The organism is Pseudomonas reactans (genome assembly GCF_013387025.1).
GTDB lineage: Bacteria > Pseudomonadota > Gammaproteobacteria > Pseudomonadales > Pseudomonadaceae > Aquipseudomonas > Aquipseudomonas reactans.
Genome location: NZ_JACAQP010000040.1, coordinates 17,808 through 36,717, shown reverse-complemented (window position 1 = coordinate 36,717; position 18,910 = coordinate 17,808). Strand labels below are relative to the sequence as shown.

Here is an 18,910-nt window from a genome sequence, read left to right as displayed (position 1 = left end):
CCATGGATACCAAGGCCAACGGACCCCATTCTTCCCCCGCGCTGGACCGCATCGATGAAGCCATCATCGAAGTGCTGCGGCACCAGGGGCGTATCACCTACGAAAAGCTCTCGTCGCTGGTGCACCTCACGCCCAGGCCCTGCCTGGAACGGGTACGCAAACTGGAACGACGCGGGGTGATCCGTGGGTATGGGGCGATCATCGATGTGCAGATGGTCTCGCCAGGCCTGTCGTTGCTGGTGCTGGTGGCCTTGTCGAACCAGAGCGGGCGCTCGGCGCAAAAAGCGTTCGAAGCGTGTGTGAAGGCTTGCCCGCAGGTGTTCGAATGCCAGTTGATCAGCGGCCCGTTTGACTACAGCCTGCGCATGCGCTGCCGGGACATGGAGCATTACCGGGTGCTGACGGAGACCTGGTTGAACAATGATGAGTTGCACATTGATAAATTGGTGGCGCATCCGGAGTTGGCGGTGGTCAAGAACACCGCTACCGAACTGGCCTGAAACTCAGTCCACCCAACACTACATCCCCTTGTAGGAGCCGGCTTGCCGGCGATGGCGGCCTTGAATACGGCAGCCATTTCAAAGGCCTCATCGCCGGCAAGCCGGCTCCTACAGGGGGGTGTTGATGCGTTTGCCGGGCTTGGTGCCAATCAGCTTGGCCTGCCCATCCCGTTGCTTGCCCGTCCGCGCCTCGCTGATCAACCCCGGTATCAACTTGCCTTCCGGCAGGTTCTTCCAGAACCGGCTGGGCAAATGACCTTCCATCACCTTGGGGTTCAAGCGCGCCGGATTGAAGATGTGGCTGTAGTAGGTCAGCCACATCGCACTGTGCGGATCTTCGACATTCTGCGCCAATTGCCGCCACGCCTCGGGGCACTCGCGCTGATGAATCAACTGCTCACCGTCGTAATACACCCCGTCCAACGGCGTGGCGATCATCCAGCGATGGCGCCCCATGCGCCCGATGAAATGCTGGCTGGCCGATTTCAGGATGTCGTGGGCAGGCTCATGCCAGGCGACGTACTCGGGCAATTCCGGCCCCGCCTCGACGGGTAACGCGATAAACCGCACAAACGCATGCAGATGGTGTGCCTCACGGCTGACCTGCTTGATCCGCCGCTGCAACTCACTGCCCAGCTTGTCCCCCGCCAGCATTGCCGTGCGGTCACCATGACTGACGCGCCACAACACTTCATACAACAAGCTCCAGCGCTGTTCGCCGTGGTAACAGGCGGCCGACTCCAGCAACTCCAGCAGGGCCTTGGGCACCCGCGTCTGGTAAGGCCCCGAGCCTTCCGGAATCGCTACGTCGGTGGCAAACAGGTCGGCCACCTCGGCCTCGCCCCAGCTCACCTGGCTGGGGTCGACCTGATGGCTCAGCAGCCAGCGCGCCTGCTCGCGCCAGGTGCTGAACAGGTTGTCGCATTCCAGGCTGATCATCCCCACAGCCCCATTTGCTGCGGTTGCGGACGGTCACGCAGTTGTTCGCGCAGCAACACGCTGGTGCTGTCGGCCTGTTGCGGGTGGTAGTCACTGGTGATGAAAAACGGCTTGGCCTTGGCCAGCACGCAGCGCATGCGCGCCAGGTCTTCGAAGCGGATCTTGCGCTCGCGGCGCAGGTCCACCAGGCGCTGGGTGGTGCGCAGGCCGATGCCTGGGATACGCGCGATCAAGGTCGGTTCGGCCCGGTTCAGGTCCAGGGGGAACACCTCACGGTTTTCCAGGGCCCAGGCCAACTTGGGGTCGATATCCAGCGCCAGGTGGCCGGGACCTTTGAACAGTTCATTGGCGTTGAAACCGTAGCTGCGCAGCAGGAAATCAGCCTGGTACAAGCGATGTTCACGCATTAACGGAGGCGCGGCCAGGGGCACGCTTTTCGGGCTGTTGGGGATGGGGCTGAACGCCGAGTAATACACGCGGCGCAGCTTGAAGTTGCCGTACAACGCCTCGGCACCGTGGAGGATGGTGCTGTCATCGGTGTCATCCGCGCCGACGATCAGTTGCGTGCTCTGCCCGGCCGGGGCAAAACGCGGCGCGCGGGGTTCGTTACGGACCGTCTGCTCGCCGGTATAGATGGTCTGCATGGCCTGCTTGATCGACACGATCTTTTTTTCCGGCGCCAGGGTCTGCAGGCTGGCCTCGGTCGGCAATTCGATGTTCACGCTCAGGCGATCGGCATACTTTCCGGCTTCGGCGATCAGCGCCGGGTCGGCATCGGGAATGGTCTTGAGATGGATATAGCCGCGAAAGTCATGCTCTTCGCGCAGCAATTTGGCGACCCGCACCAACTGCTCCATGGTGTAGTCGGACGAACGGATGATGCCTGAACTGAGAAACAGCCCGCTGACGCAATTGCGTCGGTAGAAATCCAAGGTCAGGGTGACCACCTCCTCCGGGCTGAAACGCGCGCGGGGCACATCGCTGGAGCGGCGGTTGACGCAGTACTGGCAGTCGTAGAGACAGAAGTTGGTGAGCAACACCTTGAGCAGCGACACACAACGCCCGTCCGGCGTGTAGCTGTGGCAGATGCCCATGCCATCGGTAGACCCCAGCCCCGCCTTGCCTTCGGAGCTGCGCTTGGGTGCGCCACTGCTGGCGCAGGACGCATCGTACTTGGCGGCGTCGGCGAGAATGCTGAGTTTTTCGATCAACTGCATGAAGGGTTACCGATACTGGTTTTTTGTACAGTACCAATAGCCACTCCTTGCCACAAGTGCCGTCTGTAGGAGCGAGCTTGCTCGCGAAGGTCGTCAACGATAACGCAGCCATTCAGAATGAACGCGTCGTCTGGACGTGTTTCGCGAGCAAGCTCGCTCCTACAGAGGGGGTGAGTATCAGCTAGCAGTTGCCAGGAGCAGGTCCTGCACCGAACGCCCTTTGCCGCGCCCACGGTCCAGCGCATACAACGACGCGGCAATCTCATCCGCGCGAATCGGCAGCACCGACAGCAAGGTATCGCTCAAGCCGTGGCTGGCCTGGCTGAACCCTTGGATGTAGATGCCCGCGTTGCAACGCTCGTCAGTGACGATGCGGTAGTCGCGCGCCACTTCGAAGTCACCCAGGTAGTCTTCCAGCGGCGCGAGCAAGGCGCGGTGTGTCTGGCGCTCATAGCCAGTGGCCAGGATTACCGCGTCGTAGTGGTTGATGCTGGTGTCGCCGTTGGCGTTGTTGCGCAGCACCAATTCAATGCCCAGCGGGCCTGGGGTGGCCTTCTCGACCACGGTCATGGTACGGAACGCCTGGCGCGCTATGCCGGAGACTTTCTGGCGGTAGAAGATGCCGTAGATACGCTCGATCAGGTCCAGGTCCACCACCGAATAGTTGGTGTTCTGGTACTCGGCGACCAAACGCTCACGCTCGGCGCCCTCTTGCTGGAACACCAGGTCGGTGAAGGCCGGCGAGAACACTTCGTTGACGAACGGGCTGTCATCCGCCGGCTTGAGCGCCGAACCGCGCAGGATCATGTCGACCTGCACCGACGGGAAGCTGTCGTTCAGGTCGATGAAGGCTTCCGCCGCGCTCTGGCCACCGCCGATGATGGCGATGCGCATGGCCTTGCCCTCGACACACGGCTGGCTGGCCATGCGCTCCAGGTACTGGGAATGATGGAACACCCGGCTGTCGCCCTTGAGCGCCTTGAACGCTTCAGGAATGCGCGGCGTGCCCCCGGCGCTGACTACCACCGAACGGGTGGTGCGCACATGTTGCTCACCCAGCGCATCGCGGGAAATCACGCGCAGCGCTTCAACCTGCTGCTGGTGCAGGATCGGCTCGATGGCCAGCACTTCCTCGCCATAGCGCGCCTGGGCCTGGAACTGCCCGGCGACCCAGCGCAAGTAGTCGTTGTATTCCATGCGGCACGGATAGAAGGTGCCCAGGTTGATGAAGTCCACCAGGCGGTCGTGGGCTTTCAGGTAGTTGACAAAGGAATACGGGCTGGTGGGGTTGCGCAGGGTCACCAGGTCCTTGAGGAACGAGATCTGCAGTTCGCTCTGGGTCACCAGGGTATTGCCGTGCCAGCGGTAGTCAGCCTGTTTGTCGAGAAACAGCACGTCCAGTTTGCCCTGGGCCTTTTCGCGCTCCTGCAGGGCGATGGCCAGCGCCAGGTTCGAAGGGCCGAAACCGATACCGATCAGGTCGTGAACCGCGGGCGAAGCAATTGCCTGTGTCATTCCAGTGTCCTCTGGATAAGCCCCTTGGCGGTGGGGCGGGAATACCTTCAAGACCTGAACAACAGGCCGTGTGTTGATAGGAAACGAGGACAGTGAAATAAAATTTAACTGATCATTGATCAGTGCGCTTCCCACTCGCGCATCCGCACCCGGCAGTGCTTCATGGCGTTGACGATGTGTTTCTCCACCAAGGCGCGGGAAATACACAGGCGTTCAGCGATCTGCAGATGGGTCAGGCCTTCGAGCTTGCGCAACAGGAAGCTGTCGCGACAGGCCGCCGGCAGCTCGGCCAGGGCGCGTTCGAGCAGTTCCAGGCGTTGGCCGTGGTCGTGGTTGGTGTGCGGCGAACTGCTGGCAAAGCGTTCTTCGGCATCCAGCACGTCCAGGGGTTCGACTTGGCGCAAGGCATTGCGCCGATGGCCGTCGATCACCAGGTTGAGCGCGGTACGGTATAAAAAGGCACGGGGTTGTTCGATGGGCGTGTCGCTGGAACGCTCCAGCACCCGGACATAAGCGTCATGCACCACATCCTCGGCCACCTGACGGTTGCCCAGCTTGGCGTTGAGGAAACACACCAGCTCGCGATAGTAGTTTTCCAACATGACTCCCGACCGCCGGGTGGCGGCATTAGGTCCCTGGGTGCAAATAAAGACAGCCTTCAGATGATGGCAGTTTGAGTGCCTGCAATTTATAGTAATTCTCATCTACTTTTAAAGCAGACTTGCATCAACGGATGATATTTTTTCTTCAAGGGAGCTGTAACTGCTTATGTAACCGCCTAAATCCCCGCGCAATTCTCTCGTTTACTTGTCAGCTCCCCGCAACTGCGGTCCGAACTTTCCTGGCTGGAACCAAAGCATGAAACGCCCTCGACCTGCCCGACGCGCCTTGCTTGTTATCGCGTGCCTGATCCCCATTTTCGCCATCGCGGCCTGGCAAGTGCTGCCGCCGGGGCGTGACACCCTCACCACGGTCACCGTTACCCGCGGCAGTATCGAAAACAGCGTGACCGCCCTCGGCACCCTGCAGCCGCGCCGTTATGTGGACGTAGGCGCCCAGGCCTCCGGACAAATCCGCAAGATCCACGTCGAGGCCGGCGACCAGGTCCAGGAAGGTCAGTTGCTGGTGGAGATCGACCCGTCGACGCAAAAAGCCAAGCTGGACGCCAGCCGCTACGCCATCGAAAACCTCAAGGCCCAGTTGCAGGAACAAAAGGCCCAGCACGAACTGGCTCGCCAGAAGTACCAGCGCCAGCAACGCCTGGCCGCCGGCAACGCCACCCGTGAAGAAGACGTGCAAACCGCCAAGGCCGAGCTGAGCGCCACCCAGGCACGGGTTGACATGTTCCAGGCGCAAATCCAGCAAGCCCAGGCCAGCCTGCGCAGTGACGAAGCTGAATTGGGCTACACGCGCATCTACGCGCCGATGACCGGCACCGTGGTCGCGGTGGACGCGCGGGTCGGCCAGACCCTCAACGCCCAGCAGCAGACGCCATTGATCCTGCGCATCGCCAAGTTATCGCCGATGACGGTGTGGGCTGAAGTCTCGGAAGCCGATATCGGCCACGTCAAACCGGGCATGACCGCGTATTTCACCACGTTGAGCGGCGGCAACCGGCGCTGGACCAGCACCGTGCGCCAAATCCTGCCGATCCCGCCCAAGCCATTGAATGAAACCCAGGGCAGCGGCAGCCCCAACAGCACCAGCAAAAGCGGCAGCGGCCGCGTGGTGCTGTACACCGTGCTGTTGGACGTGGACAACAGCGACAACGCGTTGATGGCCGAAATGACCACCCAGGTATTCTTCGTCGCCAGCCAGGTCAAGGACGCCCTCACCGCGCCGGTCGCCGCGTTATCGGGTACAGCGAATGCCAACCAGCAGATCGCCCAGGTCGTGGGCAAGAATGGCCGAATCGAGCAGCGCCAGGTGCAGGTGGGCATCAGCGACCGCCTGCGCGTCCAGGTGCTCGACGGTTTGAGCGAAGGCGATCACCTGCTGATCGGCCCGGCCGACGGCAACGGGGGTTGAGTTGACCACGCCCCTGATCGAACTCAAGCACATCCGCAAGTCCTACGGCGGCGGCGACAGCCCGCAGGTCGACGTGTTGCGCGGCATCGACCTGTCGATCCATGCCGGGGAGTTCGTCGCCATCGTCGGGGCCTCGGGTTCCGGCAAGTCCACGTTGATGAATATCCTCGGCTGTCTCGACCGTCCAAGCACCGGCGACTACCTGTTCGCCGGAGAAAACGTCGCCCATCTGGACAGCGACGAACTCGCCTGGCTGCGCCGCGAAGCCTTTGGCTTCGTGTTCCAGGGCTACCACCTGATCCCGTCGGGCTCGGCCCAGGAAAACGTCGAGATGCCGGCGATCTACGCCGGTATCAGCGCCGCCGAACGCCATGCCCGCGCCAACGCCCTGCTCACGCGGTTGGGCCTGGCCGAGCGCACCGGCAATCGTCCGCACCAGCTTTCCGGCGGCCAGCAACAGCGGGTGTCCATTGCCCGTGCGTTGATGAACGGCGGGCATATCATCCTCGCCGACGAACCCACCGGCGCCCTCGACAGCCACAGCGGCGCCGAGGTCATGACCCTGCTTGATGAACTCGCCAGCCAGGGCCACGTGGTGATCCTGATCACCCACGACCGCGAAGTGGCGGCGCGGGCCAATCGCATCATCGAGATTCGCGATGGTTTGATCATCAGCGATTCGGCCGACGGCAACGACGTTGCACCAGCACTAGCGAACGGAGCCCTGCAAGCCGTGGACCTGCGCCAACGCCTGGCCGACGGTGCCGAACACAATGGCGCGTGGAAAGCCGAACTGGTGGACGCGGTGCAAGCCGCCTGGCGGGTGATGTGGATCAACCGTTTCCGCACCGCGCTGACCCTGCTGGGGATCATCATCGGCGTGGCGTCGGTGGTGGTGATGCTGGCGGTGGGCGAAGGCAGCAAGCGCCAGGTCATGGCGCAGATGGGCGCGTTCGGCTCCAACATCATTTACCTCAGTGGCTCGTCGCCGAACCCACGTACACCGCTGGGCATCGTCACCCTCAATGACGTCCACGCGCTGGCGGCCCTGCCCCAGGTGAAGCACATCATGCCGGTCAACGGCAGCGAAGTCGGGGTGCGTTACGGCAACGTGGACTACATGGCCTACGTGGGCGGCAATGACACCAATTTCCCGGAGATTTTCAATTGGCCGGTGGTCGAGGGCAGTTATTTCACAGCCGCCGATGAGCGTGCCGCCGCCACCGTGGCGGTGATCGGTCATCGCGTGCGCGAGAAGCTGTTCAAGGGCGAGGTCAACCCACTCGGCCAGTACATCCTGATTGAAAACGTGCCGTTCCAAGTGATCGGTGTGCTGGCGGAAAAAGGCGCCGCCTCCGGCAACAAGGACAGTGACGACCGCGTTGCCATCCCTTACACGGCCGCCAGCGTGCGCCTGTTCGGCAGCTACAACCCCGAGTATGTGGTGATCGCGGCGGCGGATGCGCGCAAGGTCCACGAAGCCGAAGTGGCCATCGACCAGTTGATGAAAAAGCTGCACAACGGCAAGCGTGACTATGAGCTGACCAACAACGCGGCGATGATCCAGGCCGAGGCCCGTACACAGAACACGCTGTCATTGATGCTCGGTTCGATTGCGGCCATTTCCCTGCTGGTGGGCGGGATCGGCGTGATGAACATCATGCTGATGACCGTACGCGAGCGTACCCGTGAAATCGGCATCCGCATGGCCACCGGCGCACGCCAGCGCGACATCCTGCGTCAGTTCCTCACGGAAGCGGTGATGCTCTCGGTGGTCGGCGGATTGTGCGGCATCGCCCTGGCGCTGTTGGTCGGTGGCGTGCTGGTACTGGCCAAGGTGGCGGTGCAATTCTCCCTTTTGGCGGTGTTTGGCGCCTTTGGTTGCGCACTCGTCACCGGTGTCGTATTCGGCTTCATGCCGGCCCGTAAAGCTGCCCGGCTCGATCCGGTTAAGGCGTTGACCAGTGAATAAACCGTCCCTCTACCTGCCCGCCTTGTGCGTGTTACTCAGCGCCTGCTCCGGCAACCCACCAGCGCTCGACAGCGGAATTGCAGCGCCTGCCGCCTGGCAATTTGCCGAACGCGACGCTGCCCAAGCCACCAACCAGCAATGGTGGACACAGTTTGGCAGCCCGCAACTCAACCGCCTGGTGGACCAGGCACGGCGTGACAGTTTCGACGTCGCCGCCGCCACCGCACGCGTGCGTCAGGCCCAAGCCAGCGCAGTGATCGCGGGTGCGCCGCTGTTGCCGGAAGTGAAGCTCAACCTCACCACCAGCCGTCAGAAATTGTTACGGGGGCCGGGTGGACCAGACCTTGACGCATCACAAAGTAATGACGCCGTCGACAACTTTGGCGCCAACCTCACCGCCAGCTACGAAGTGGATTTCTGGGGCGGCCGCGCCGCCGCCCGCGACAGCGCCCTGCAGACGCTGCACGCCAGCGAGTTTGACCAGGCCACCGTAGAGCTGACCTTGCTCAGCAGCGTGGCCGACCGCTACGCACAGACCCTTGCCGCGCAGCAGCGCCAGCAGATTGCAGAACTGAACCTGGCCAATGCGCGTAACGTGCTCGACCTGGTGCAGACCCGCTATGACGCCGGCTCCGCCACCGCCCTGGAACTGGCCCAACAAAAAAGCCTGGTGGCCAGCCAGCAACGCCAACTGCCGTTGATTCAGCAACTGGCCGAAGAGTCGCGGATCACGCTGGCTGCCCTCCTCGGCCAACCCGTCCAAGCCCTGGACCTTGGCAGCGAACCGTTTCAAGCCTTGACCTGGCCTGCCATCGGCGCTGGCATGCCAAGCCAACTGCTCAGCCGCCGTCCCGATATCGCCAAGGCCGAGGCGCAACTGGCGGCGGCGCAAGCCGACGTCACGGTGGCCCGCGCGGCCATGCTGCCCGCCATCACCCTTGGCGCAACCCTGGGGTCCGACGCCTACAAGGCCGTGGATATCCTGCGCAGCCCTTACTACACGCTGACCGCTGGGCTGGTGGCGCCGATCTTCAACAACGGCCGTTTAAGTGCTGAACGCGATAAGGCCCGCGCGCGCCAGGATGAACTGCTGCAAACCTATCGCGGTGCGATCATCAACGGCTTTGCCGACGTGGAAAAATCCCTCAGCAGCATCACCCGTCTCGACCAGCAGCGCGAATGGCAAAGCGAAGAACTGCAACAGGCCCAGACCGCCTTCCAGATCGCTGAAAGCCGCTACCATGCAGGCGCCGAAGACCTGCTCACGGTACTGGAAACCCAGCGCACGCTGTACGCGGCGCAAGACCAGAACGTGCAACTGCGACTGTCGCGCCTGCAGGCCAGTATCGCCTTGTACAAAGCCCTGGGTGGCGGCTGGCAGATGCAGATCCGATAAACAAAACTCCGCTTTCGTACACCAACTGTCTTCTCGCCCTACATTCTTCGAGCAAAGGTCCTTGGTAAAAAAACCGTACTCACACGGTTGCCCAGGACCTCTTGATGACTGTCGCAAAATACCTGACGTGCGCCTGCCTCTGGGTGACGGCAAGCGCTGCCCAAGAACTGATTCCCCCCACCGCCATTGACTGGTTGCTGGATTGCCCCTTCCCTACGCTTGATCGCCTGGACCCCGAAGTGCTGGGGCGCACCCAATGCGGGGTCGTGAGCGTACCGCGCAATTATGCTGCGCCCCGGCAAGGCAACCTGCGCCTCCACCTGACCCGCGTCGGCGCCCGTGACCCGTTGAACCGCGAAGGCGTGGTGTTTGCCTTGCCCGGCGACGCGCCTAAACGCGATAGAGGCGGCACCTTTGTCATTCAGCTGAGCAGCCTCTGGGGTTCCTACTCCAACCCGGCATATCGCACACTGGTCAACCGCTACGACGTCATCGAACTCAGCCCTCGCGATCTCGGCAACGACAATGGAATCGAACAGTCCGCTCAGGACCTGGAGTTTGTCCGCACCCAACTGGGCGACGCCCGACTGCTCTACCTGGGCAATGCCGATGCCGCCCGCCTGGGCAGCCGTTACGCCGCCCTGTTCCCCGAACGGGTGGCGCGCATGGTGCTGGTCAATGCGCAGCAGCTCGAATTGCCAGCGACCCACGTTGAACAACTGCGCCTGAAGGATACGGCCAAACAAGACACCAACAGTTGCATCAATCGCTGGGTGGGGGATTTTCTGGTGTTCGGCAAGCAGCCACCGAGGTCAACGCGTTGCCTGGATTCGGGCAACGGTGAGTAGCCACCCGATTGCGACCTGTTGCCATCGAAAACGACACTCGCCGTTGACGCTGTAGCCCGATCGTTATTAAGTGCTATTTATCCGCATTAATACGATAAATCGAACCTATGCTAAGCCGCCCGTTACGACGCAAACGCCAGAAGCTGTCCGATGTGATTGTCGAGTCGGTCAAGCGCTCCATCGTCACCGACGCCTTGAAGCCCGGTGACCGCCTGCCCACCGAACGCGAGCTGATGGAAAGCTTCCAGTGCTCCAAAGGCTCGGCCCGCGAAGCGCTCAAGGCGCTGGAAGTGGAAGGCCTGGTGAGCACTCGCACCGGGCCCAGCGGCGGCGCCTACCTGAACCAGGCCGGCACCGAACCGGCCAGCCGCGCGTTGCGCAACTACCTGCACTTCCAGCACCTGGACGGCGAACAGGTGTACCAATTGCGTAAAGTCATCGAAGTGGAACTGGCGGTGTCGGTGCTTGGGCGCTTGAGCGAAGACGACTACCAGGCCCTGCAAGACAACGTGGATTTTTGCAGCGCGCCCGAAGACAGCGAAGCAGGCCAGCGTGAACAGCGTCTGGCGGAACTGGAATTCCACAACCTGCTGGCCAAGGCCTGTCCCAACCCGTTGCTGAGTTTCATGGCGCAGTTCCTCAACGATCTGCTGCGCGACCTGGTGGTGCTGAAAAAAGCCTACAAGCCCAAGCGCAAGCAATTCGACGCCGCCAACCTGGACTATCACAAGCAGTTGCTGATCGCCTTTCGTGCCGGGGATGAAAGCGCGGTGCGCAGCTTGATGCATGAACACATGTGCGATGCCGAACACCACATGACCGCCCTTGAAGGCCAAGTCAGCCCGCATTTTCTACTGGAGTTCGATCACTCTTAAAAAACACCACAGACCCAATGTGGGAGCGGGCTTGCTCGCGAAGGCGGTGGGTCAGCAAAGCATCCGGTGGCTGATGCACCGCATTCGCGAGCAAGCCCGCTCCCACAGTTTCTGCCCGCGTTTCACCTCAATAAAAAGGCCTGCCCACAGGCCCTTGCTCCACCGTATCGCCATTGCCACTCCTGCCAATAACTAAACCAGGGAGTCACCCCATGCAGCGTCGTACGTTGTTGAAAGCCAGTCTTACCGCAGCCGCCGCCCTCAGCCTCCCGCTGAGCGTCCGGTCTGCATTCGCCGCCGAGCCCTTTACCTTTTACGGCCTCAAGTCCATGTCTGGCGCCTTTGCCAGCTATGGCAAGTTTGCCGACATGGGTTCGCGCCTGGCGGTGGAACAGCACCCCGAGCTGCTCGGCCGCCCGCTGAACTACAAGGTGATCGACACCGAAGGCAACGCCGGCAAAGCGGTGCGCAAGGTGCAGGAAGCCATCCAGCAGGACGGCGCGCGGTTCTTCCAGGGCTGCACCCTGTCGTCGTCGGCACTGGCGGTGGCCAAGGAGGTGGACAAGGTCGGCGGTGTGTTCATGACCCCGGTGGGCGCCGATGAAGTCACCGGCAAGGACTGCAACAAGGCAACCTTCCGCTGGTCGGTGCCAACCTACGGTGCGATCCGCGAAACCATGGTGCCGCTGATCAAGCTGCTGCCGGACGCCAAGCGCTGGTACACCATCACCCCGCAATACGTGTTCGGCGAAGCGCTGCTCGAAGGCGCGAAGAATGTGCTCAAGGAAAACGGCCTGGAACACATCGGCAACAGCTACCACTCGTTGCAGGAACAGGAATTTTCCGGTTACCTGACCAACGCCATCGCCGCCAAGCCCGATGTGCTGGTGCTGCTCAACTTCGGCAGCCAGTCGTCCAACACCCTGCGCCAGGCGGTGAACTTCGGGATCAAGGAACGCATGAAAGTGCTGCTGGTGTGGTCCGCCGGCCTCGACCAGTTCCAGGAACTGGGCAGTGATGTGCTGGAAGGCGTGTACCTCGGCGCGCAGTACTGGCACCAGGTCGACACCCCGCTCAACCGTGAACTGGTCAAGCTCACCCAGGCCAAATACGGCATCAACCCTACCTACCCGCTGGCCGCCGACTACATCAGCACCAAGGTCATGCTCGAAGCCATTATTTCTACCGGCAGCTTCGACGGGCCGACCGTGGCCAAGGCCCTGCAGGGCCTGAGCTACGAAGGGCCCACCGGCAAGGAATCGATCCGCGCCGGCGACCACCAGGTGATCAAGGATTACTACCTGTTGATCGGCAAGGCCACCGCCGACATGGCCGACAAGGATGACCTGGCCAAGGTGCTCAGCGCCGGCCAGTCGTTCCCGCCGGTGGAAGCCACGGGCTGCACGCTCGGCTGATCCCCCTGAATTTGGTAGCGCAGGGCCGTGCAAGCGGCCTCCTGCAGAGGGTTCCTGCATGCTTAATCTTTACCTGTTCCAGATCCTCAACGGCCTCGGATTGGGAATGATCTATTTCCTGATCGCGGTCGGGCTGACGATCATTTTCGGCCTGCTCAACTTCGTCAACTTCGCCCACGGCGCGTTTTTCCTGCTGGGTGCCTACATCTGCTACACCGCCGTGAGCCTCACCGGCAACTTCTGGCTGGCGCTGCTGATTGCGCCGCTGGTGGTGGCCGCATTGGCCTGGGCCATCGAGCGGTTGTTGATCCAGCGGATCTATCACTTGCCACACATGTTCCAGATCCTGGTGACCCTGGGGATCGCGCTGATCATCCAGGAGGCCAGCGTGATGATCTGGGGCCCGGTGGGCAAAAGCGTCGCCGTGCCGGAACTGCTGCGCGGCGTGCTGGTGGTAGGCGACTTCGTCTACCCCTACTACCGCCTGTTTCTCATCGTGTTTTCCGGGCTTGTGGGCCTCGGCCTGTGGCTGCTGCTGGAACGCACGCGCTTCGGCGCCCTGGTGCGGGCCGGCAGTGAAAGCACCGAAACCGTGTCGTTGCTGGGCACCAACATTTTCCGCCTGTTCTCCATGACCTTCGCCCTCGGCGTAGCCCTGGCTGGCGTCGCGGGCGTGCTGTTCGCCCCGTTGCGCGGCGCCCAACCCTTTGTCGGCCCCGAGATTCTCGGCGTGGCCTTCGTGGTGGTGGTGATCGGTGGCATGGGCTCGTTCAGCGGTGCGCTGGTCGGCGGTTTGCTGGTGGGCGTGGTGCAAAGCCTGATGACCACACTCTGGCCCCAGGGCGCGAGCCTGATGATCTACGGCGCCATGGCCGTGGTGATTCTGGTCCGTCCCTACGGCCTGTTTGGGAGAGCCTGACATGAGCGAGAAAAACCCCCTGCCGTTTGCCAAGACGCAATCGCGCGCAATGTTGCTGTGGGTGTTGGCGGTGCTGATCGGCCTGCCCTTGATACTGCCCTCGGCGACCCTGGCCACCGAGATCCTGATCTTTGCGATGGCTGCCCTGGCCTGCAACCTGCTGCTGGGCTACACCGGCCTGCTCTCCTTCGGCCAAGGCATCTTCTTCGGGGCCGGCGCGTATTGCGCGGCGTTGCTGATGATCCACCTGCAACTGGGCCTGTTCACGGCGTTGCTCGGCGCCGCCGTGGCCGGTGGTTTCCTGGCGTTGCTGGTGGGCGCCCTGGCGATCCGGCGCACCGGCATCTACTTCGTGATGCTGACCCTGGCGTTCAGCCAGATGGCCTACTTTGTCGCCTACACCCTCAGCGACTGGACCGGCGGCGACAACGGCCTGCTCAGCGTGCCGCGCCCGGAGATCCGCATGGGTGACACCGTGCTGCTGTCACTGGCCGACGCCCGTGCCTTCTACGGTTTTGTCGCAGTGCTGTTCCTGCTGATCTTCATCGGCGCCCGCCGGGTGATCGCGTCGCCGTTCGGCAGCACCTTGATGGCGATCCGCGAAAACGAAACCCGCGCCTCGGCCATCGGCTACGACACACGCCACTTCAAGATCCTGGTGTTTGTGCTGTCCGGCGCCGTCACCGGGATTGCTGGCGCGCTGTACGCCATGCTGCTGCATTTTGTGCCGCTGTCGAATATCGACCTGGCGATGTCCGAGAACATCCTGATCATGACCATCGTCGGCGGCACCGGCTCGTTGTTCGGCTCATTGCTCGGTGCCGGTTCCATCGTGCTGCTCGGGGATTTCCTCTCCGACCTGTGGCCGCGCTGGCTGATGCTGCTGGGGGTGATCCTGATCCTGGTGGTGATCTTCATGCGCGGCGGTTTGTGGGGCGGCCTGGCGTCGCTGTTCGAAAAGGTACGTGGCCATCGCAACACGGCCGTTGTCACCAAGGAGGAAGGGCTATGAGCATCCTTTTGGAAACCAGAGACCTGGTACTGGCCTACGGCGCGTTCCATGCGGTGAACGGGGTGAACCTCAAGGTCGAGGCCGGCACCATCCACACCATCATCGGCCCTAACGGCGCGGGCAAGACCAGCCTGTTCCACTGCCTCACCGGCGAGCGCCAGGCCACCGCCGGGGCGATTCATTTCGACGGCAAGAACCTGATGCGCAAGCCCGCCCACGGCCGCGTTGGCCTGGGCATGGCGCGCTCGTTCCAGCTCACCAGCCTGTTCCAGAACCTCAGCGTGCGCGAAAACCTGCGCCTGGCCGCCCAGGGCCGCGACGGCGCACGCGCCTTGAACTTCTGGCGCCGCGTCGACAGCAAGCGCGAACACCTGGAGATGGCCGACCAGGTGCTGGAACGCCTGCAACTCACCGCCCGTGCCGACACCCTGGCCGGCGAGTTGTCCCACGGCCAGCAGCGGGTGCTGGAGGTGGGCATGTCGATCTGCTCCAAACCGAAACTGTTGATGCTCGATGAGCCCACCTCGGGCATGGGCATCGATGACATCCCGATCATGACCCAGTTGATCAGCGACCTCGGCCGCGACCACACGGTCCTGCTGATCGAACACAACATGAGCATCGTCATGTCCATCAGCCAACGCATCACGGTGATGAGCCACGGGCAGATCCTGGTGGAAGGCACGCCGGAATTCGTGCGCGCCGATGAACGCGTGCGCACCGCTTACCTTGGGGAGGCTGCCTGATGCTGATCGTTGAGAATATCCATTCCTACTACCACAAGAGCCACGTGCTGGAAGGCGTGTCGCTGACCGTCAACCCTGGCGAATTGGTGACGCTGCTGGGGCGCAATGGCGCCGGCAAGACCACCACGCTGCGCAGCATTCTCGGCATCATCTGCCCGCGCCAGGGCCAGATCCACTTCAACGGCCAGGCGCTGGTGGGCCAGAAGATCTTCGAAATTGCCCGCCAGGGCCTGGCGCTGGTGCCGGAGAACCGTGGGATTTTCCGCCTGCTCACCGTCGAAGAAAACTTGCGCATCGCCGCACGCAAGACCAGCCGCTGGCAGTTGGAGGATGTGTACGGCATGTTCCCGCGCCTCAAGGAACGCCGTAAAAACGCTGGCCACGCGTTGTCCGGTGGCGAGCAACAGATGCTCGCCATCGCCCGCGCCCTGCTCAACGATCCCAAGCTACTGATCCTCGATGAACCCACCGAAGGCCTGGCCCCGGTCATCGTCGACGAGTTGGTGAAGATCCTGCGCAAGGTCAAGGACGATGGCCTGCCGGTGCTGCTGGTGGAACAAAACCTGATGGTCTGCGACAAGCTCGCCGACCGTCATTACGTGCTTGAACAGGGCCGTGTGGTCTACGAGGGCAGCGCCGAAGCCTTCCGCGCCGACCCGACCATCAAAAACCGTTATTTGGCCCTGAGTGCCTGACCGGAGACTGCTGATGAATAGTTTTGCGCAACCGCTCAAGAGCAACGCCCCGCTGATCAACCGCGACCGCCTGTGGCAATCCTTGATGGACCTGGCCCAGCTCGGTGCCACTGCCAAAGGTGGCGTTTGCCGCCTGGCGCTGACCGACCTGGACCGCCAGGCCCGCGACCTGTTTGTGCAATGGTGCGAGGCCGCCGGGTGCAGCGTCAGTGTCGACGCTATCGGCAATATCTTTGCGCGCCGCGCCGGGCGCAATCCGGCCCTGCCTCCAGTGATGACCGGCAGCCATATCGACACCCAACCCACCGGCGGCAAGTTCGACGGGTGCTACGGGGTAATGGCGGGACTGGAGGTCATCCGCACCCTGAATGATTTGAAGATTGAAACCCAAGCGCCGATCGAAGTGGTGGTGTGGACCAACGAAGAAGGCTCGCGTTTTCCGCCGTGCATGATGGGCTCCGGGGTGTTTGCCGGTAAGTTCGATTTGCAGGACACCCTCGACAAAGTCGATGACCAGGGCCTGTCAGTGGGAGCCGAATTGCAGCGCATTGGATACGCCGGCTCCCGCGCCGTGCTCGGCCACCCGGTCGGTGCCTACTTCGAAGCTCATATCGAACAAGGCCCGGTACTGGAAGACCAGGCCACTACCATTGGCGTGGTCATGGGTTGCCTGGGCCAGAAGTGGTTCGACCTGACCTTCACCGGCGTCGAAGCCCATGCCGGCCCGACGCCGATGCATCTGCGCAAAGACGCCCTGGTCGGCGCTGCCGAGGTGGTCAGCGCGGTTAACCGCATCGCCCACCAACAGCAACCCCACGCCTGCGGCACCGTCGGCTGCCTGAGCCTGCACCCCGGTTCGCGCAACGTGATTCCCGGCCAGGTGCACATGACCCTCGACCTGCGTCATCTGCATGCGGACAAGCTGCAAGCCATGGTTGATGAAGTGCGCAGCGTGATCGAGGCCACCGCCGCCAGGCACGGGTTGACGTATGAACTGACGCCAACCGCCGACTTCCCACCGCTGGACTTCGCCCCAGCCTGTGTCAACGCAGTACGGGAAGGCGCCGAAGCCTTGGGCTTGAGCCATATGGACATCGTCAGCGGTGCCGGCCACGACGCGATTTTCGTCGCTGAACTGGGCCCGGCCGGGATGATCTTTGTGCCCTGCGAAGGCGGCATCAGCCATAACGAAATCGAAAACGCCGCGCCGGATGACCTGGCAGCGGGCTGCGCGGTATTGCTGCGCGCCATGGTCAATGCGGCGCAGGGGGAAATCGCATGAGTGAGATCGGCCAACTGACGGCGGTGCAACTGCTGCAGCATTTTCGCGACAAGACCTTGTCGCCGGTGGAAGTCACCGAGGATGCCCTGCTGCGTATCGAACGCTTCAATCCGGTGGTGAATGCCTATTGCCACGTGGACCCGCAAGGCGCGCTGAACGCCGCGCGCGCCTCGGAACAACGCTGGCTCAACGGCCAGCCCTGCGGCCCGTTGGACGGCGTACCCTCTTCGATCAAGGACCTGACGCTGACAATCGGCATGCCCACCCGCAAGGGCTCGCGCACCTCGTCCGCCGACGGGCCATGGGACGTCGACGCGCCCTTCCCGGCCTTCATGCGCAAGGCCGGCGCGGTACTGCTGGGCAAGACCACTACCCCGGAATTTGGCTGGAAAGGCGTCACCGACAATCCGCTGTACGGCGTTACCCGCAACCCTTGGGACACCCGCACCACGGCAGGCGGTTCGTCCGGCGGCGCGGGCGCGGCGGCGGCGTTGAACCTGGGCGTGCTGCACCAGGGCAGCGATGCGGGCGGTTCGATCCGGATCCCTTGTGCCTTTACCGGCACTTTCGGGATCAAGCCGACCTTCGGTTATGTGCCGCAATGGCCGGCCAGTTCCATGACCATCCTGTCGCACCTGGGGCCAATGACCCGTACGGTGGAAGACAGCGTCTTGATGCTGCAAACCATCGCCCAGCCGGACGCACGGGATGGCTTGACCGGTGCTCCACGCACCACACCATGGCTGACGCCGGGTACGGATTTGAAAGGGTTGCGCGTGGCCTACAGTCCGAACTTCGGTTACGTGAAGGTCGACCCGCAAGTGGCCAAGGTGGTCGCGGAGGCGGTGCGAGGCCTGGAACAACTGGGCGCCCATGTCGAGCAGATCGACCCCGGTTTCAGTGACCCACTGGACGTCTTCAGCACCTTGTGGGCAGCCGGCGCGGCACGCCTGACCGGCGCCATGAGCGAGACACAAAAACAACTGCTCGACCCCGGCCTGCTGCGCATCGCCCAACGCGGCGAGCGTTTGAGCCTGGACGACTTCAGCGCGGCCCTTGAGGCACGCGCAGCCCTGGTAGCACGCATGGCGGCGTTCCATGAGCATTACGATGTGCTGGTGTCGCCGATGATGCCGATCACGGCATTCGAGGCCGGGCACGACGTACCACTCGGCTCCGGTTTACAGGAGTGGACACAATGGACGCCATTCACCTACCCCTTCAACCTGACGCAGCAACCGGCGGCATCGGTGCCGTGCGGGTTGGCGGCAAATGGCTTACCCGTAGGCTTGCATGTAGTAGGCGCGCGATTTGCCGACGAGCAGGTGTTGCGGGTGTGCCACGCCTACGCGAAGGCCTTCCCGAGCAAGCATCTCCAAGCCCCACAAACCCCAACCTGAAATGCTCACCTGTAGGAGCCGGCTTGCCGGCGATGGCGCCGTGTCAGACACCTCACCCGTCACCGACACACCGCAATCGCCGGCAAGCCGGCTCCTACAAGACCGCGTATCCACGATGCGAAGCGAGTCGCTTTTGATCTTGATCTTAGGC

The 18,910-nt window shown here is 62.6% G+C and carries 17 protein-coding genes; 13 read left to right on the top strand and 4 right to left on the bottom strand.

What is annotated here, in order from left to right:
• Nucleotides 1-2: 2 nt before the first annotated feature.
• On the top strand, nt 3-500 hold the full coding sequence (locus tag HX793_RS27555; protein WP_016974875.1) for an Lrp/AsnC family transcriptional regulator: 498 nt from the start codon (nt 3-5) through the stop codon (nt 498-500).
• A 108-nt stretch (nt 501-608) separates the two neighbouring features.
• Here HX793_RS27555 and HX793_RS27550 read toward each other — a convergent pair whose 3' ends face one another.
• The 4 genes from HX793_RS27550 to HX793_RS27535 all read right to left on the bottom strand — a co-directional run bounded on the left by HX793_RS27550 (nt 609) and on the right by HX793_RS27535 (nt 4,773).
• Nucleotides 609-1,439: a TIGR03915 family putative DNA repair protein gene (locus HX793_RS27550; protein WP_177052022.1), complete on the bottom strand. Its 831-nt coding sequence runs from the start codon at nt 1,437-1,439 to the stop codon at nt 609-611.
• On the bottom strand, nt 1,436-2,656 hold the full coding sequence (locus HX793_RS27545) for a putative DNA modification/repair radical SAM protein (protein ID WP_016974873.1): 1,221 nt from the start codon (nt 2,654-2,656) through the stop codon (nt 1,436-1,438). The genes HX793_RS27550 and HX793_RS27545 overlap by 4 nt, the downstream gene beginning before the upstream one ends.
• Before the next feature lie 177 nt (nt 2,657-2,833).
• Nucleotides 2,834-4,171 carry a lysine N(6)-hydroxylase/L-ornithine N(5)-oxygenase family protein gene (locus HX793_RS27540; protein ID WP_016974872.1) on the bottom strand — a complete coding sequence of 446 codons (1,338 nt, stop codon included), beginning with the start codon at nt 4,169-4,171 and terminating at the stop codon, nt 2,834-2,836.
• A 119-nt stretch (nt 4,172-4,290) separates the two neighbouring features.
• Nucleotides 4,291-4,773: a sigma-70 family RNA polymerase sigma factor gene (locus HX793_RS27535; protein WP_016974871.1), complete on the bottom strand. Its 483-nt coding sequence runs from the start codon at nt 4,771-4,773 to the stop codon at nt 4,291-4,293.
• Between the two features lie 256 nt (nt 4,774-5,029).
• On the opposite strand from HX793_RS27535, the gene HX793_RS27530 reads away from it, so the two are divergent.
• From HX793_RS27530 to HX793_RS27475, 12 genes are all read left to right on the top strand, one after another.
• On the top strand, nt 5,030-6,199 hold the full coding sequence (locus tag HX793_RS27530; RefSeq protein ID WP_177052020.1) for an efflux RND transporter periplasmic adaptor subunit: 1,170 nt from the start codon (nt 5,030-5,032) through the stop codon (nt 6,197-6,199).
• A 1-nt stretch (nt 6,200) separates the two neighbouring features.
• Nucleotides 6,201-8,171, top strand: a complete 1,971-nt coding sequence (locus HX793_RS27525) for a MacB family efflux pump subunit (protein ID WP_177052019.1) — start codon at nt 6,201-6,203, stop codon at nt 8,169-8,171.
• Nucleotides 8,164-9,567 (top strand): efflux transporter outer membrane subunit, encoded by a 1,404-nt coding sequence (locus HX793_RS27520; protein ID WP_177052017.1) that lies wholly within the window; start codon nt 8,164-8,166, stop codon nt 9,565-9,567. Before HX793_RS27525 ends, HX793_RS27520 begins: the two co-directional genes overlap by 8 nt.
• A gap of 104 nt (nt 9,568-9,671) precedes the next feature.
• Entirely contained in the window at nt 9,672-10,415 is a 744-nt protein-coding gene (locus HX793_RS27515; RefSeq protein WP_016974868.1) for an alpha/beta hydrolase family protein, read from the top strand.
• Between the two features lie 107 nt (nt 10,416-10,522).
• Nucleotides 10,523-11,290 (top strand): FadR/GntR family transcriptional regulator, encoded by a 768-nt coding sequence (locus HX793_RS27510; RefSeq protein ID WP_015884774.1) that lies wholly within the window; start codon nt 10,523-10,525, stop codon nt 11,288-11,290.
• Nucleotides 11,291-11,502: 212 nt separating this feature from the next.
• Nucleotides 11,503-12,705, top strand: coding sequence for an ABC transporter substrate-binding protein (locus HX793_RS27505; RefSeq protein WP_177095121.1), 1,203 nt, complete (start codon nt 11,503-11,505; stop codon nt 12,703-12,705).
• Nucleotides 12,706-12,763: 58 nt separating this feature from the next.
• Nucleotides 12,764-13,624, top strand: a complete 861-nt coding sequence (locus tag HX793_RS27500; protein WP_016974865.1) for a branched-chain amino acid ABC transporter permease — start codon at nt 12,764-12,766, stop codon at nt 13,622-13,624.
• A gap of 1 nt (nt 13,625) precedes the next feature.
• Nucleotides 13,626-14,636: a branched-chain amino acid ABC transporter permease gene (locus HX793_RS27495; RefSeq protein WP_177060936.1), complete on the top strand. Its 1,011-nt coding sequence runs from the start codon at nt 13,626-13,628 to the stop codon at nt 14,634-14,636.
• A complete protein-coding gene (locus HX793_RS27490; RefSeq protein ID WP_177060937.1) occupies nt 14,633-15,382 on the top strand; it encodes an ABC transporter ATP-binding protein in 750 nt (249 codons plus the stop codon). Before HX793_RS27495 ends, HX793_RS27490 begins: the two co-directional genes overlap by 4 nt.
• A complete protein-coding gene (locus HX793_RS27485) occupies nt 15,382-16,077 on the top strand; it encodes an ABC transporter ATP-binding protein (RefSeq protein ID WP_177095119.1) in 696 nt (231 codons plus the stop codon). The genes HX793_RS27490 and HX793_RS27485 overlap by 1 nt, the downstream gene beginning before the upstream one ends.
• 13 nt (nt 16,078-16,090) lie before the next feature.
• The gene (locus HX793_RS27480; RefSeq protein WP_016974862.1) at nt 16,091-17,359 is read left to right on the top strand and encodes a Zn-dependent hydrolase; all 1,269 of its coding nucleotides are present in this window, start codon (nt 16,091-16,093) and stop codon (nt 17,357-17,359) included.
• Nucleotides 17,356-18,759, top strand: coding sequence for an amidase (locus HX793_RS27475; RefSeq protein ID WP_177095118.1), 1,404 nt, complete (start codon nt 17,356-17,358; stop codon nt 18,757-18,759). Before HX793_RS27480 ends, HX793_RS27475 begins: the two co-directional genes overlap by 4 nt.
• Nucleotides 18,760-18,910: the final 151 nt, after the last annotated feature.

Excerpts from the sequence above, each read along its gene's own strand:
- HX793_RS27555 (WP_016974875.1), top strand. The coding sequence starts at position 3 with ATGGATACCAAGGCCAACGGACCCCATTCTTCCCCCGCGCTGGACCGC.
- HX793_RS27550 (WP_177052022.1), bottom strand. The coding sequence starts at position 1,439 with ATGATCAGCCTGGAATGCGACAACCTGTTCAGCACCTGGCGCGAGCAG.
- HX793_RS27545 (WP_016974873.1), bottom strand. The coding sequence starts at position 2,656 with ATGCAGTTGATCGAAAAACTCAGCATTCTCGCCGACGCCGCCAAGTAC.
- HX793_RS27540 (WP_016974872.1), bottom strand. The coding sequence starts at position 4,171 with ATGACACAGGCAATTGCTTCGCCCGCGGTTCACGACCTGATCGGTATC.
- HX793_RS27535 (WP_016974871.1), bottom strand. The coding sequence starts at position 4,773 with ATGTTGGAAAACTACTATCGCGAGCTGGTGTGTTTCCTCAACGCCAAG.
- HX793_RS27530 (WP_177052020.1), top strand. The coding sequence starts at position 5,030 with ATGAAACGCCCTCGACCTGCCCGACGCGCCTTGCTTGTTATCGCGTGC.
- HX793_RS27515 (WP_016974868.1), top strand. The coding sequence starts at position 9,672 with ATGACTGTCGCAAAATACCTGACGTGCGCCTGCCTCTGGGTGACGGCA.
- HX793_RS27510 (WP_015884774.1), top strand. The coding sequence starts at position 10,523 with ATGCTAAGCCGCCCGTTACGACGCAAACGCCAGAAGCTGTCCGATGTG.
- HX793_RS27505 (WP_177095121.1), top strand. The coding sequence starts at position 11,503 with ATGCAGCGTCGTACGTTGTTGAAAGCCAGTCTTACCGCAGCCGCCGCC.
- HX793_RS27500 (WP_016974865.1), top strand. The coding sequence starts at position 12,764 with ATGCTTAATCTTTACCTGTTCCAGATCCTCAACGGCCTCGGATTGGGA.
- HX793_RS27495 (WP_177060936.1), top strand. The coding sequence starts at position 13,626 with ATGAGCGAGAAAAACCCCCTGCCGTTTGCCAAGACGCAATCGCGCGCA.
- HX793_RS27490 (WP_177060937.1), top strand. The coding sequence starts at position 14,633 with ATGAGCATCCTTTTGGAAACCAGAGACCTGGTACTGGCCTACGGCGCG.
- HX793_RS27485 (WP_177095119.1), top strand. The coding sequence starts at position 15,382 with ATGCTGATCGTTGAGAATATCCATTCCTACTACCACAAGAGCCACGTG.
- HX793_RS27480 (WP_016974862.1), top strand. The coding sequence starts at position 16,091 with ATGAATAGTTTTGCGCAACCGCTCAAGAGCAACGCCCCGCTGATCAAC.
- HX793_RS27475 (WP_177095118.1), top strand. The coding sequence starts at position 17,356 with ATGAGTGAGATCGGCCAACTGACGGCGGTGCAACTGCTGCAGCATTTT.